12 protein-coding genes are annotated in these 12,643 nt (G+C 65.8%); 8 read left to right on the top strand and 4 right to left on the bottom strand.

Translation table 11 applies throughout. From position 1 onward, the window contains the following. Positions 1-6: 6 nt before the first annotated feature. Positions 7-918, top strand: coding sequence for a glycosyltransferase family 2 protein (locus BH95_RS08135; protein WP_020112127.1), 912 nt, complete (start codon positions 7-9; stop codon positions 916-918). Beyond that, positions 908-1,993 carry a sugar phosphate nucleotidyltransferase gene (locus BH95_RS08130; protein WP_019666132.1) on the top strand — a complete coding sequence of 362 codons (1,086 nt, stop codon included), beginning with the start codon at positions 908-910 and terminating at the stop codon, positions 1,991-1,993. The genes BH95_RS08135 and BH95_RS08130 overlap by 11 nt, the downstream gene beginning before the upstream one ends. A 30-nt stretch (positions 1,994-2,023) precedes the next feature. Here BH95_RS08130 and BH95_RS08125 read toward each other — a convergent pair whose 3' ends face one another. The 3 genes from BH95_RS08125 to cofD are packed head-to-tail and all read right to left on the bottom strand — an operon-like array spanning position 2,024 to position 4,906. Further along, positions 2,024-2,572: an NUDIX hydrolase gene (locus tag BH95_RS08125; protein ID WP_037181539.1), complete on the bottom strand. Its 549-nt coding sequence runs from the start codon at positions 2,570-2,572 to the stop codon at positions 2,024-2,026. A gap of 1 nt (position 2,573) precedes the next feature. After that, positions 2,574-3,941 carry a coenzyme F420-0:L-glutamate ligase gene (locus tag BH95_RS08120; RefSeq protein WP_020112125.1) on the bottom strand — a complete coding sequence of 456 codons (1,368 nt, stop codon included), beginning with the start codon at positions 3,939-3,941 and terminating at the stop codon, positions 2,574-2,576. After that, complete coding sequence (gene cofD / locus BH95_RS08115; protein ID WP_037160878.1) at positions 3,938-4,906, bottom strand: 2-phospho-L-lactate transferase; 969 nt, start codon at positions 4,904-4,906, stop codon at positions 3,938-3,940. Before cofD ends, BH95_RS08120 begins: the two co-directional genes overlap by 4 nt. 727 nt (positions 4,907-5,633) lie before the next feature. Between cofD and BH95_RS08110 the strand changes: the two genes are divergently transcribed. After that, entirely contained in the window at positions 5,634-5,867 is a 234-nt protein-coding gene (locus BH95_RS08110) for a WhiB family transcriptional regulator (protein ID WP_027498876.1), read from the top strand. A gap of 69 nt (positions 5,868-5,936) precedes the next feature. On the opposite strand, the gene BH95_RS08105 is transcribed toward BH95_RS08110, so the two are convergent. Then, positions 5,937-6,422 (bottom strand): metallopeptidase family protein, encoded by a 486-nt coding sequence (locus BH95_RS08105; protein WP_019666127.1) that lies wholly within the window; start codon positions 6,420-6,422, stop codon positions 5,937-5,939. Between the two features lie 84 nt (positions 6,423-6,506). On the opposite strand from BH95_RS08105, the gene BH95_RS08100 reads away from it, so the two are divergent. The 5 genes from BH95_RS08100 to BH95_RS08080 all read left to right on the top strand — a co-directional run bounded on the left by BH95_RS08100 (position 6,507) and on the right by BH95_RS08080 (position 12,578). After that, a complete protein-coding gene (locus BH95_RS08100) occupies positions 6,507-6,911 on the top strand; it encodes a DUF3499 domain-containing protein (protein WP_020112123.1) in 405 nt (134 codons plus the stop codon). A gap of 186 nt (positions 6,912-7,097) precedes the next feature. After that, positions 7,098-8,465 (top strand): phosphomannomutase/phosphoglucomutase, encoded by a 1,368-nt coding sequence (locus BH95_RS08095; protein ID WP_037181538.1) that lies wholly within the window; start codon positions 7,098-7,100, stop codon positions 8,463-8,465. Between the two features lie 112 nt (positions 8,466-8,577). Continuing rightward, complete coding sequence (locus BH95_RS08090) at positions 8,578-9,726, top strand: hypothetical protein (protein WP_037142702.1); 1,149 nt, start codon at positions 8,578-8,580, stop codon at positions 9,724-9,726. After that, positions 9,726-10,961, top strand: a complete 1,236-nt coding sequence (manA, locus tag BH95_RS08085; RefSeq protein ID WP_094627270.1) for a mannose-6-phosphate isomerase, class I — start codon at positions 9,726-9,728, stop codon at positions 10,959-10,961. The genes BH95_RS08090 and manA overlap by 1 nt, the downstream gene beginning before the upstream one ends. A gap of 111 nt (positions 10,962-11,072) precedes the next feature. Continuing rightward, positions 11,073-12,578, top strand: coding sequence for an amino acid permease (locus BH95_RS08080; protein WP_208601163.1), 1,506 nt, complete (start codon positions 11,073-11,075; stop codon positions 12,576-12,578). Positions 12,579-12,643 lie beyond the last annotated feature (65 nt).

Raw genomic sequence — 12,643 nt, 5'->3', positions numbered from 1 at the left:
GCCCGCGTGAGTTCCAAGCTGGCCGTCGTGACGGTGACCTATTCGCCCGGTGAACACCTTGACCAGTTCCTGACGTCCTTGGCGACGGCGACGTCCGAGGACCCGCAGGTCATCATGGCGGACAACGGCTCGACCGACGGTGCGCCGGAGGCCGCCGAGGCGAAGTACCCGAACGTGCGACTGTTCCGGACCGGCGCCAACCTCGGCTACGGAGGCGCGGTCAACCGAGCCGTCGCCGAGATCGACGACGGCGTCGAGTTCGTCGTCGTGGTCAACCCAGACGTCCGGTGGCATCCGGGATCGCTCGACGGACTTCTGGGCGCAGCCGAGCGATGGCCGCGCGCAGGCGCGCTCGGACCTCTGATTCGTGAGCCGGACGGTAGCCGCTATCCCTCGGCGCGGTCGGTTCCGGATCTCACGTCCGGCGCGGGTCACGCGCTTCTCGGGAAGGTGTGGCCGAACAACCCGTGGACTCTGCGATACCGGCAGGACAACGAAGCAGCCACCGAGCGGGCCGTCGGGTGGCTGTCGGGGTCGTGCCTGTTGCTGCGCCGTGCCGCTTTCGACTCCGTGAACGGGTTCGACTCGCGATACTTCATGTACATGGAGGACGTGGATCTGGGAGACCGGCTCGGAACCGGCGGATGGCTCAATGTGTACGTGCCGAGTGTGGAAGTGACCCATTCCAAAGGGCATGCGGCAGGTAGGCATCCGGAACTGATGCTTCCGGCCCACCACGCGAGCGCGTATCGCTTTCAAGCGGATCGCCACCCTCATCTGTGGCAAGCTCCCATACGATGGGCGTTACGCGCAGGTTTGGCGGCGCGCTCGAAGGTTGTTGTGGCTTCGGCACTTCGATCGCGACAGACAGACGACACTCGACCGGACCACGACAGAGAGGCCGACAATGCCAGCTGACACGGGCAAGACCACCGATGCCGTAATCCTGGTGGGAGGCAAAGGGACTCGGCTCAGGCCGCTGACGCTGTCGGCCCCGAAACCGATGCTCCCGACCGCGGGATTGCCGTTCCTCCATCACTTGCTCGCACGCATCAAGGCCGCCGGGATCACCCATGTGGTGCTCGGCACGTCGTTCAAAGCCGAAGTCTTCGAAGAGCATTTCGGCGACGGCTCCGAGCTGGGCATCGAACTCGAGTACGTCACCGAGACCGAGCCGCTGGGCACCGGTGGCGGAATCCGCAACGTACTGCCGAAACTGCGTGCCGACAACGTGGTGGTGTTCAACGGCGACGTGCTCGGTGGAACCGACCTGACCGCGGTGCTGGACACTCACGCCCGTACCGAGGCGGATGTGACGCTGCACCTGGTTCGCGTCGGTGATCCCCGTGCGTTCGGTTGCGTTCCCACCGACGAGGACGGACGGGTCACGGCATTCCTCGAGAAGGCTCAGGATCCACCGACCGACCAGATCAACGCCGGCTGCTACGTCTTCAAACGCGACATCATCGAAACCATCCCCGCCGACAGGCCCGTGTCCGTCGAGCGCGAGGTGTTCCCCGCACTGCTCGCCGAGAACAAGCGCGTCTACGGCCACGTCGACAGCGCGTACTGGCGAGACATGGGAACACCGGAGGATTTCGTGAAGGGCTCGTCGGACCTGGTGCGCGGTATCGCCCCGTCACCTGCCCTGAGCGGCCCCCGCGGTGAGTTCCTCGTGCACCCGAGTGCCGGTGTGGCTCCGGGGGCGCTGCTGATCGGTGGCACGGTCGTCGGCCGCGGCGCCGAGGTGGGTGCAGGTGCCCGTCTCGACGGAGCGGTCGTGTTCGACGGAGCCGTCATCGAAGCAGGCGCGGTGGTGGAGCGGTCGATCATCGGCTTCGGCGCTCGCATCGGACCTCGCGCGTTGGTCCGCGACGGCGTGATCGGAGACGGGGCGGACATCGGCGCACGGTGCGAACTTCTGCGAGGCGCTCGCGTGTGGCCGGGCGTCAAACTCCCCGACGGCGGAGTGCGTTTCTCCACCGACGTCTGACCGGGTACGTCTGACCGGGGACGTCCCCGGTCAGCGCGCAGCCGCGAGGTCGACGAGGTGGGTGATGGTGTCCACCTCGGCGGACTCCGGCAACTCGTCGATCGGCCACCACCTCAGGTCCGTCGACTCCTCGCTGCGCACTGCTGTTGCACCCGCGGGAGCGCGCACGAGGAATCTGAGGTCCAGATGGCGCGTCGGCTTGCCGAGTGAACAGGTGATCGGGTGCGTGTCCGCGGACAGCAGCACAGGATCGATCGTCAGATCGTCGATGCCGGACTCCTCGCGCGCTTCCCGGACCGCGGCATCGACGACGGTGCTGTCGGACGGTTCGCAGTGACCACCGAGCTGGATCCATCGTCCGACGCGTGGATGAAGCGTCAGCAGTACCTGCTGTCCCGAGGAATCGAGTACCAGCGACGACGCCGTGATGTGGCCGGCTTCGTTGGAGCGAAGGCAGCCGTCGGGGCACGCCGCGAGAAACGCGAGCATGGTGTGCCGCAGCGCATCGTCGCGGGTGTCGCCGACAGGCCAGTCCTCCAGCACACGTCGAGCGGAGTCGTGCAGTGAGCGAGCGCTCACCTCACATCTCCAGCAGCTCGGAGCCCGGTGCAGTGCGCACGCGAGGTTCCGACGGTTCGGCCGGGTGCCCGATTGCGATGGCGCCCATGGCTTTCCAATCGGCGCGCAAGCCCAGTTCGGTCCGGACGAGGTCGGAGACGAAGATGGTCGACCCTACCCAGCAGCTGCCGAGACCCCGCGCTGCCAACGAGACCAGCAGGCCTTGCACGGCGGCGCCGACCGCGACGGTGAACATCGTCTCCTCGGCTGCGGTCCGGCGGGCGTCGGCATAGGTGTGCGCCCCGTCGGGAACGCAGAACGGAATCACTATCTCCGGTGCGTCGACCAGGATGTTGCCGCGAGCGACTCGTGCATCGATCGCACTCGGGGTGAGGCCGTCCGACTCGAGATCCGTCCGCCATGCCTTCTGCATTTCGCTCAGCAGTCGGGTGCGCAACGCAGGAGTTCTGACCCACACGAATCTGACGGGGTGGGTGTGGTGCGGTGCCGGTGCGGTCAGAGCGTCGGCCACGGCTTCGCGAACCATGTCCGGGTCCACCGAGTCCGGAGCGAACGATCGAACCGAACGACGCGACGGGACGGCCTCGCGCCTGCCGCGTGCGATCGACTCCTCCGTCCCGAGCCAGAACAGATCGTCCTCGCCCGGGCGCACGAGATCGCGTGCACGCGAACCGTTGTCGACCGGAGTCAGTCCGCGGACGACCGCCACCGGAACCGAACCGAGCTTGCCCTTGACGAGATCGCCGGCCGCAGCGATTTCGTCCGCGACGGCGACCTCGGTGACCACGAGTTCGTTTCCCTGACTGTCCTCGGCACCGGCGTACGCGTGTACCACGGCGAGGCCTGCACTTCCGATGGCCGCGTCCGTCTGCCCGACCCGCCACGCACGCCCCATCGTGTCGGTCACCACGACACCGACCGTGACACCGAGAGACTCCGCCAGGGCAGCCCGAAGACCGGCCGCGCTCGCGTCGGGATCCTCGGGGAGAAGCGCGAGTTCCGTCCGGTCCACGTTGGACCCGTCGATCCCCGACGCGGCCTGGACGATGCCGAGACGGTTCTCGGTGATGAGTGTGCGGCCCTTGCGCGCGACGACCCGAACAGCTTCCTGATCGACGAGCACACGCCGCGCGGCATCGCGTTCCTCCGGATCCAGCGGAGCGGCGACCAGTCGACCCTCCACCTTCGAGAACGCCTTGCTCGTCACCACGAGAACGTCGTCGTCGCGGATCCACGGCGCGGCCGTCGCGATGGCCGCAGCCAGGTCGTCGCCGGGGCGGAACTCGGGAAGTCCGGTGACCGGCAGGATCTCGATGCCGCCGCCCGGAGCGTGATCGCCGGGCACACGGGAGGCCGCCTGTTCGGTCACAGCGTCAGCCCTGCCGAACGTAGAGCAACGGCAGCCATCTCGGCCGTGGTGGCCGGATCGGTCATCAGCAGAGGCACGCTGAGAACGTCGACGCCGGGAATCACTGCCGTGTCGGTGGAATGGATCATCCACGAATCGAGGATGCCCGTGTCGGTACGAGCGCCGTAGTACTTGCCGACCGCCTCGGCAGTGGTCTCGACGCCGATGACCGACAGGCACTCGTCGGCCATCCCGCGCAGGGGCCTGCCGTCGACGACAGGGGACAGGCCGACGACCTTGGCCTTCGTGGTGCGCAAGGCGCTGCGGATCCCGGGAACGGCAAGGATCGCCCCGACGCTCACGACCGGATTCGACGGAGCCAGGATGACGGCGTCGGCGTCGGCAATGGCGTCGAGCACGCCGGGGGCAGGACTGGCCTGCTCCGCACCGATGTGGGCGAAACTGTGCGTCGGGATCCGAGCCCGGTAGCGAACCCACCACTCCTGGAAGTGAATTGCGCGCTGACTCTCACCCGACTCGTCGTCGGGGTCGGTGACGACGACGTGCGTCTCGCTCCGGTCGTCGGAGACGGGAAGGAGCCGCACTCCGGGTTGCCACCGGTTGCACAGCGCTTCGGTGACGGCGGAGAGCGGGTACCCGGTCCTCAGCATTCGGCTTCGGATCAGGTGTGTGGCGATGTCGCGGTCGCCGAGACCGAACCAGTCCGGGTCCGCTCCGTACGCGGCGAGCTCGTCGCGCGCGTGCCACGTTTCCGCGATCCGGCCCCATCCGCGGTCGGTGTCGATGCCCCCGCCGAGTGTGTACATGCAGGTGTCCAGATCGGGGCAGATCCTGAGCCCGTGCATCCACACGTCGTCTCCGACGTTGACGATCGCGGTGATGTCACCGCCACCGCCGAGCAGTTCTCTGAGGCCCTGGAGAAATCGCGCTCCACCGACCCCACCCACCAAGACAGTCACTTTCACAGATGAGGAGCCTATGCCTTGCCGGACGCCTGCGTGTGGGCGCCTCGTGTGCGGACGTGCTCGAGGCATGGTTAGCTGCCTGTTCACGGGGACGACACGCGCGAAACGGCCGTGTATTCGGGGTGTCGGCCGATTTCGGGTCGTAGATGGTATTGGAAATGTGCCCATCAGCTTGACCGCACCACTGTGCGGCGTGTCTAATCACATGTATGTCATTCCAGGGTTGCCGAGCGAGTTTGCTTGGTGCCGACCTTGATTCGAACACGCGTTCCCATGTGGCGCCATTTCGTGGATACGTGTAGTAAAGGTCGAGAGTTCAGAGTGATTACGAATACCGGCGTGGGGCAAGGTGTTCGGACCGACCGGATGTATCTGCGCTAGAAGAAATGGTGAGGAGGCGGAAGCGATGTATGACCAGCACGTGACACGTGAACAACAGGGCGAGGCTCTTGCTCACCTCAGCGCAGTCGACGGCGCGCCGCAGACCGATTCCCAAGCGGGCGCAGCACGAAGCGACTGCGACAACACAATTCAGAACAGTGCTCGAGGAGTCGAGGTCGTTCCGGTGGACGCGGGTGCCGCGTACGTCGATGCGACGCCGACCGACGACACCGCGTTCGTCGACGCCGATTCCAGCGAGACCGATTCCGACGAGACCGATTCCGATCTCGATGTCGTTCGGGAGCCGGTGAAGCCTGTACTCAGCTTGATCGCGGGCTTCGACCAGATGTTCGAGGAAATCGAGGATCAGTGGCAGGAGCGCGCACTGTGCGCTCAGACCGATCCCGAGGCTTTCTTCCCGGAGAAGGGCGGCTCCACGCGTGAGGCGAAGCGTATCTGCCTCGGCTGCGAGGTGAAGGACGAGTGCCTCGAGTACGCGCTCGCCAACGACGAGCGTTTCGGAATCTGGGGCGGACTGTCCGAGCGTGAGCGCCGACGCCTCAAGCGCGGCATCGTCTGACCCTGCCGCGATCCACAGCGGCTGTCTGCACCGACGTCCGGGTCGCTCCGGGTCTGTGCCGGTGATCCGTCAGTCCTCGTCGGGCAGCGGGTCCACCACATCCGGGTCGACGCCCAGGTAGGTGGCGACCTGCTCCACCAGAATGTCGAACAGCAGATCTTCCAGGTCCTCGGGATGTTTCGCACGTCTCTCCAGCGGACGGCGGAACAGCACTATCCGAGCGCGTGTGGTTTCTCCGCGCTTGTCGATTCCCGCCGGTACCAGCCGAGAGAGCGGCACCGGCCCTTCTGCTACCACCTCGGGTGGCCAGTTCACCGATTCCGGGTCCTTCGCGCGAATCTTCGGGACCTCGTCCACTGCTATGTCGAGACGTTCGAGCTTGTCGTGCCACCGGTGGTCGATGCGCGCGAATGCTTCGAGGACTGCGCGGTCGAACTTGTCGGCTCGTGATCGATGACCGGGAAGCGACGCGGGGAGAATCGGACCGCGAATACCGCGGCCTCGTCGTGATGCGGATCGGGAGGTCGTTCTGCGTCCGGAGCCGGTTCGAGCCATGCCGAGAGGCTATCGGTGCCGTTGCGCGGTGTGTCGAGCGGCTCGGGGTCGGAGTGGGGGACTACTCTCTTGCGTGTGAGATCTATGCGTGGATGCTGCCGCCCTGGGTGCAACCGATCGGCCGTTGCGACGCTCACGTATGTCTACTCCGATTCCACCGCCGTCGTCGGGCCACTGGCCACCGTCGACGAGCCTCATTCCTGGGATCTGTGCGAGGTGCATGCCTCGACGACCACGGCACCCAAGGGATGGGAGATGGTTCGGTACGAAGGCGGGTTCACCACGTCGACTCCCGACGAGGACGATCTGACGGCGCTGGCGGAGGCCGTCCGCGAAGCAGGCCGCGGAGATCGCGTCCGCGACGACGTCCCCGGACCCCGTTCCGGTGTCCGGTCCGCTACGGAGTCCACGCAGGACCGCCGCGCGGCCTCGCCCGTCAGAACCGGGCGGCGCGGCCATTTGAGGGTGCTTCCCGATCCGACGGCTTGATCGGTAGCCCGAAACTGCAATTGCGGTCCGCTGCTTTGTCGTTCGGATGATCGACCCAGGCATCATTTCTGTCACATCTGGTGTGAGTCATCGCGACGTCCACCTCCATCTGTGACACATTCGTAGGTGAGTGCGCCCTCGATTCGCGCTCGCAGTTGAACCATTCGAAACCCCGAGGAGTCGTTCGTGGCACGCACTGCCGAAGCCGTCAATGCAGTCATCAAGGCCTACGACGTGCGGGGGGTGGTCGGCGAGCAGATCGATGCCGAGTTCGTGCGCGACGTCGGTGCTTCCTTCGCTCGTCTGGTGCGCGAACCCGGCGTCACGCGCATCGTCATCGGCCACGACATGCGGGCATCGTCACCGGAATTGTCGCGTGCGTTCGCCGACGGCGTCACCTCGCAGGGCCTCGACGTGGTGTTGATCGGTCTCGCGTCGACGGATCAGCTGTACTTCGCTTCGGGATCGTTCGACTGCCCGGGCGCGATGTTCACGGCGAGTCACAATCCGGCGAAGTACAACGGCATCAAACTCTGCCGTGCCGGTGCCAAGCCGGTCGGTCAGGACACGGGTCTCGCGACCATCAAGTCCGAGCTCGTCAAGGGTGTCCCGGCCTACGACGGGACGCCGGGCTCGGTCACCGAACAAGATGTTCTCGTCGACTACGCGAACTTCGTCCGGGGCCTTGTCGACCTCTCTCAGGTGTCCGGAGTCAAGATCGCTGTCGACGCCGGCAACGGAATGGGCGGCCACACGGTTCCAGCCGTGTTCGACGGATTGCCCGTCACCGTCGAACCTCTGTACTTCGAGCTGGACGGCACGTTCCCCAACCACGAGGCCAACCCTCTCGATCCGGCGAACCTGGTGGATCTGCAGAAGTTCGTGCGGGAGACCGGCGCGGACATCGGGCTCGCGTTCGACGGAGACGCCGACCGATGCTTCGTCGTCGACGAGAACGGCGACCCGGTGTCGCCGTCCGCCGTCACCGGCCTCGTCGCCGAGCGTGAACTGCGCGGCGAACCCGGAGCGACGATCATCCACAACCTGATCACGTCGAGAGCGGTGCCGGAGCTGGTGACCGCGCTCGGTGGTACCCCTGTGCGTACTCGCGTCGGTCACTCGTTCATCAAGCAGCAGATGGCCGAGACCGGAGCGATCTTCGGCGGAGAACATTCCGCGCACTACTACTTCAAGAACTTCTGGGGCGCCGACTCCGGCATGTTGGCTGCGTTGCACGTCCTCGCGGCACTCGGTTCACAGGACCGTCCGCTCAGCGAGCTCATGCGCGGGTACGAGACGTACTCGGCGTCCGGGGAGATCAACTCCACCGTCGACGACGCCGCAGCACGGACGTCGGCCGTGCTCGACGCGTTCGCCGAGCGCACCGCGGGCGTCGATCGGCTCGACGGAGTGACGGTGGATCTGAACGGAGGTGCCTGGTTCAACCTGCGTGCGTCCAACACCGAGCCGCTTCTCCGGCTCAACGTCGAGGCTCGTACCTCCGACGAAGTGGATGCCTTGACGACCGAGATCCTCGGCATCGTCCGAGGCTGATCGGCGGAGTATCACCTCGAGCCCGAACTGTATTAATGGACGCGGCGGTGGGTATGCGGGCACCATCGGTGGGAGAAACGGCGAGTCGGATCAGGAAGGACGGTGGCACGCGATGACCACTCTTACGCCTGCACTGGATCTGGACGACTCGGACGCCCTCGCCAAGGCCGACGTCGAAGGCTGGTTGCGCAGCGCGGCGCTGGCCGGCGCACAGACCCGCGCGACGATGTCCTCCTACGAGGACGTCGTCGGTGACCGATTGTCGGATCTCCGTCCCCGCAGTGTGGTGTTCGTGGCCGGCGGCGGCCGAGCCCGCCGAGCCACCGCGATGGTCGTCGCTGCCGTGGGCGCCCGTATCGGCGTCCCGTTGGTCGTGTCGGACGGCACACCGCCGTGGGTCGGACCCCTCGACGTCGTGGTGATCTGTGGAGACGACGCTGGAGATCCCCGGTTGTCCGAGGCCACGTCTGCCGCCGTGCGCCGCGGCGCGGAAACCGTACTCGTCACTCCCGACGAGGGGCCGCTCCGTTCGGCGGCGGCCGGACGTGGGCTGTTCCTGGCGCCGCGCGTGTCGGTGCGTGAACCCAACGCACTGATGCGCTACGTCGCTGCTGCGGTGTGCGTTCTGGGCGCGTTGTCGTCCGGCGCCTACCGAGCGTTGCTTCCCGATCTCGCTCGCCTCGCCGATGCGTTGGACGAGGAAGCGTCGCGAAATCACCCTCGGCACGAGGTCTTTCACAATCCCGCCAAGTCCATCGCGTCGCGCATCTCAGGGCGCCGAGCGGTGTTCACCGGAACGAGCGCACTTGCGGTGGAGACGGCACGGCACGGCAGCGAAGTGCTGTTCCGCGTCGCGGGGGTGGCGGCGGCCTCCGGCGATCTACCGGACGTGGTGGCAGCCGGCGTACAGGCCACCGGTGCCTCGTCCGAGATGCCGGCCGATTACGACCCGTTCTTCCACGACGACCAACTCGACGGTCCGAAGCCGCAACCCGGCGTCCGGGTGTTCGCGGTGGCCGCGCCGACGGGTGCCCTGGACACGGACCGTCGCACCGCGGCGCTGGACGACGTGGACATTCTCGTCGCGGGGGGCGACGACGCCGTCACGGCGTCCGTTCCTGCAGCGGGCCCCGTCTCCGATCGGGTCGGTCCGCAGACTCCACTGCCGTCCGGGACGGTCGGGGAACTCGAATCGATGACATTGTTGGCCACGCGGCTGGAGATGGCTGCCGCGTATCTACATCTGATGGGCGGTAACTAGTGCAACCACTGCACGGTGCAGTTCGGTCGTACGCGTGGGGATCGAGAACCTCGCTTGCGCAGTTGCAGGGACGGCGAGTGCCGTCCGAGCATCCCGAGGCGGAGATCTGGCTGGGTGCACACCCCGCCGACCCTGCTCGAATCGGGCCGGGTGATTCCGCTCGGTCGCTGCTGGCCGTCATCGACGACGATCCGGACCGTGAGCTCGGAGCTGCCACCTCGCAGGAGTACGGAGGCCGGTTGCCGTTCCTGCTGAAGTTGCTCGCCGCCGACGAACCCCTGTCCCTGCAGGCGCACCCGAGTTCCGTTCAGGCGAAAGAAGGTTTCGCGCGCGAGGAGGCACGTCGAGTACCGATCGATTCTCCCGTCCGTAACTACCGAGACGCGTCGCACAAGCCGGAACTGATCGTCGCACTCACCGAATTCCATGCGCTGGCAGGCTTTCGGTGCCCCAGGCATACCGTCGAATTCATCGACGCGCTCGGCGTCGACGCTCTCTCCGGCTACCGGTCTCTACTCGCCGACCAGCCGGATCAAGCGGGTCTGCGCACCGTGTTCACGTCGTGGATCACGTTGCCGGGTCCTGCCCTCGACGCGCTCCTCCCTCTCGTGGCCGAGGGATGCATCCGGTACCTGTCGACCTCCGCGCACGACGACGACGGCAAATTCGTCGACGAAGCACGAACCTTGTTGGAACTGGGGGAGTCCTACCCCGGCGATGCAGGCGTTCTCGCCGCGCTTCTGCTGAACCGTGTGACGCTGTCACCCGGGCAAGGTCTCTACCTGGATGCCGGCAATCTGCACGCGTACCTGTCCGGCACCGGCGTGGAGATCATGGCCAACTCCGACAACGTTCTCCGTGGCGGACTGACGCCGAAGCACGTCGACGTCCCGGAGCTGCTGAGAGTCCTCGATTTCGAACCCGCCGAGGTGAACATTCTCGATCCCGAGGTGTCCGGTGAGTCGTCGACGATCGTCTACGACACGCCTGCACCGGAGTTCGCGTTGTCCCGCACGGCGTTGGCCGACGGAGCGTCCGAGATCCTCGACAGCGTGGGCCCGCAGATCGTGTTGTGCACGGAGGGTCGGGTGGCCGTGCAGGACGGTGAGGTCGAGCAGATCGTCGAACGCGGGTCGGCAGTGTGGGTCTCGGCAGGCGAAGCCGCCCCGACCGTGACCGCTCGGTGGGGTGACGCCGAGGTGTTCCGCGCGACGGTGGGCAACTTCCGCGTCTGAGGCACGCGTTCGCTCGAGTTGCATCGGGCCGACGTGTCTACGCCTTAGGGTGTTACCGAAGGTGTTCGAGTGACACACACCCGACGGTATCGACAGGTGGAAGCAGAGAAGATGGAACAAGAGCGTTCGACCGGACCCGCTCGCAGAACTGGAATCTTCCGAACGAAATCGGTCGAGGATTCCATCCGCGACACGGACGAACCGGACACCAAGCTGCGCAAGGATCTGAACTCGTGGGACCTGACCGTCTTCGGCGTCGCCGTCGTCATCGGTGCCGGAATCTTCACGTTGACTGCGCGTACCGCGGGCAATGTCGCGGGCCCGTCCGTGTCGCTGGCCTTCGTGCTCGCTGCGGTCGCCTGTGGTCTCGCGGCGCTGTGCTACGCCGAGTTCGCCTCGACCGTTCCGGTGGCAGGTAGCGCATACACGTTCTCCTACGCCACGTTCGGTGAGTTCATCGCCTGGATCATCGGCTGGGACCTGATTCTGGAGTTCGCGCTCGCCTCGTCCGTCGTCGCCAAAGGCTGGTCGTTGTATCTGGGGGAGGTGCTCGGATCCTCGTCGCCGATTGTGACCATCGGCTCGTTGGACGTGGACTGGGGCGCGTTCCTGATCGTCGTCGTCATCACCGTCCTGCTGGCGAGCGGTACCAAACTCTCCTCCCGGGTGTCGTTGGTGATCACCGCGATCAAGGTCGCTGTGGTGTTGCTCGTCGTGGTCGTCGGAGCCTTCTACATCAAGGCCGAGAACTACTCGCCCTACATCCCACCCGCCGAGGAAGGATCGACCGGCGAGGGAATCCATCAGTCCCTGTTCTCCTTCGTCACCGGAGCAGGTGGCAGCACCTTCGGCTGGTACGGACTTCTGGCCGCCGCAAGTCTCGTGTTCTTCGCGTTCATCGGATTCGACGTCGTCGCGACGACCGCCGAGGAAACCAAGGAACCGCAGAAGGCGTTGCCGCGCGGCATCCTCGGATCACTGGCCATCGTGACCGTCCTGTACGTCGCCGTGACACTCGTTCTGACCGGAATGGTCAAGTACACCGAGTTGGCAGGCGACAGTTCCACATTGGCGACGGCCTTCGATCTGAACGGTCTGACATGGGCCAAGAACATCATCTCGTTCGGTGCTCTCGCCGGTCTGACAACCGTCGTGATGGTGCTGATGCTCGGTCAGACCCGCGTACTGTTCGCGATGTCGCGCGACGGGTTGGTGCCGACCTCGCTGGCGCACACCGGCAAGCGCGGCACTCCGGTTCGCATCACGATCCTCGTCGGTGTGGTGGTCGCGGTACTCGCCGCGTTCTTCCCGATCGGCGTACTCGAAGAGATGGTCAACATCGGCACCCTCTTCGCGTTCGTGCTGGTGTCCATCGGCGTCGTGGTGTTGCGGCGCACCAGACCGGATCTGCCGCGTGGGTTCAAGGTCCCGCTCATGCCGGTCGTTCCCATCCTCGCGGTGGTGGCCTGCCTGTGGTTGATGGTCAACCTGTCGGTCGAGACCTGGCTCCGATTCATCGGCTGGATGGTCATCGGTGTGGTGATCTACTTCGTCTACAGCAAGCGCAACGTGGAGAAGACTCTGCGCGCCCGTGAACTGGCTCGTTCGTCCAAGTAAGAATTCGATCGACGAACCCCTGTTTCGGAACTTCCGCCTGCTATAGGCTTGCCGAACAAACCCGA

The organism is Rhodococcoides fascians A44A, assembly GCF_000760735.1.
In the GTDB taxonomy this organism is placed as follows: Bacteria; Actinomycetota; Actinomycetes; order Mycobacteriales; family Mycobacteriaceae; genus Rhodococcoides; species Rhodococcoides fascians_E.
Note: the sequence above shows the minus strand (reverse complement) of the source record. Positions and strands in the feature narration are given on the sequence as shown.

What these genes read in the sequence shown, in the direction of transcription:
- BH95_RS08130 (WP_019666132.1), top strand. Translation starts at nt 908, where the DNA reads ATGCCAGCTGACACGGGCAAGACCACCGATGCCGTAATCCTGGTGGGA.
- BH95_RS08110 (WP_027498876.1), top strand. Translation starts at nt 5,634, where the DNA reads ATGTTCGAGGAAATCGAGGATCAGTGGCAGGAGCGCGCACTGTGCGCT.
- BH95_RS08105 (WP_019666127.1), bottom strand. Translation starts at nt 6,422, where the DNA reads ATGGCTCGAACCGGCTCCGGACGCAGAACGACCTCCCGATCCGCATCA.
- BH95_RS08100 (WP_020112123.1), top strand. Translation starts at nt 6,507, where the DNA reads ATGCGTGGATGCTGCCGCCCTGGGTGCAACCGATCGGCCGTTGCGACG.
- BH95_RS08090 (WP_037142702.1), top strand. Translation starts at nt 8,578, where the DNA reads ATGACCACTCTTACGCCTGCACTGGATCTGGACGACTCGGACGCCCTC.
- BH95_RS08080 (WP_208601163.1), top strand. Translation starts at nt 11,073, where the DNA reads ATGGAACAAGAGCGTTCGACCGGACCCGCTCGCAGAACTGGAATCTTC.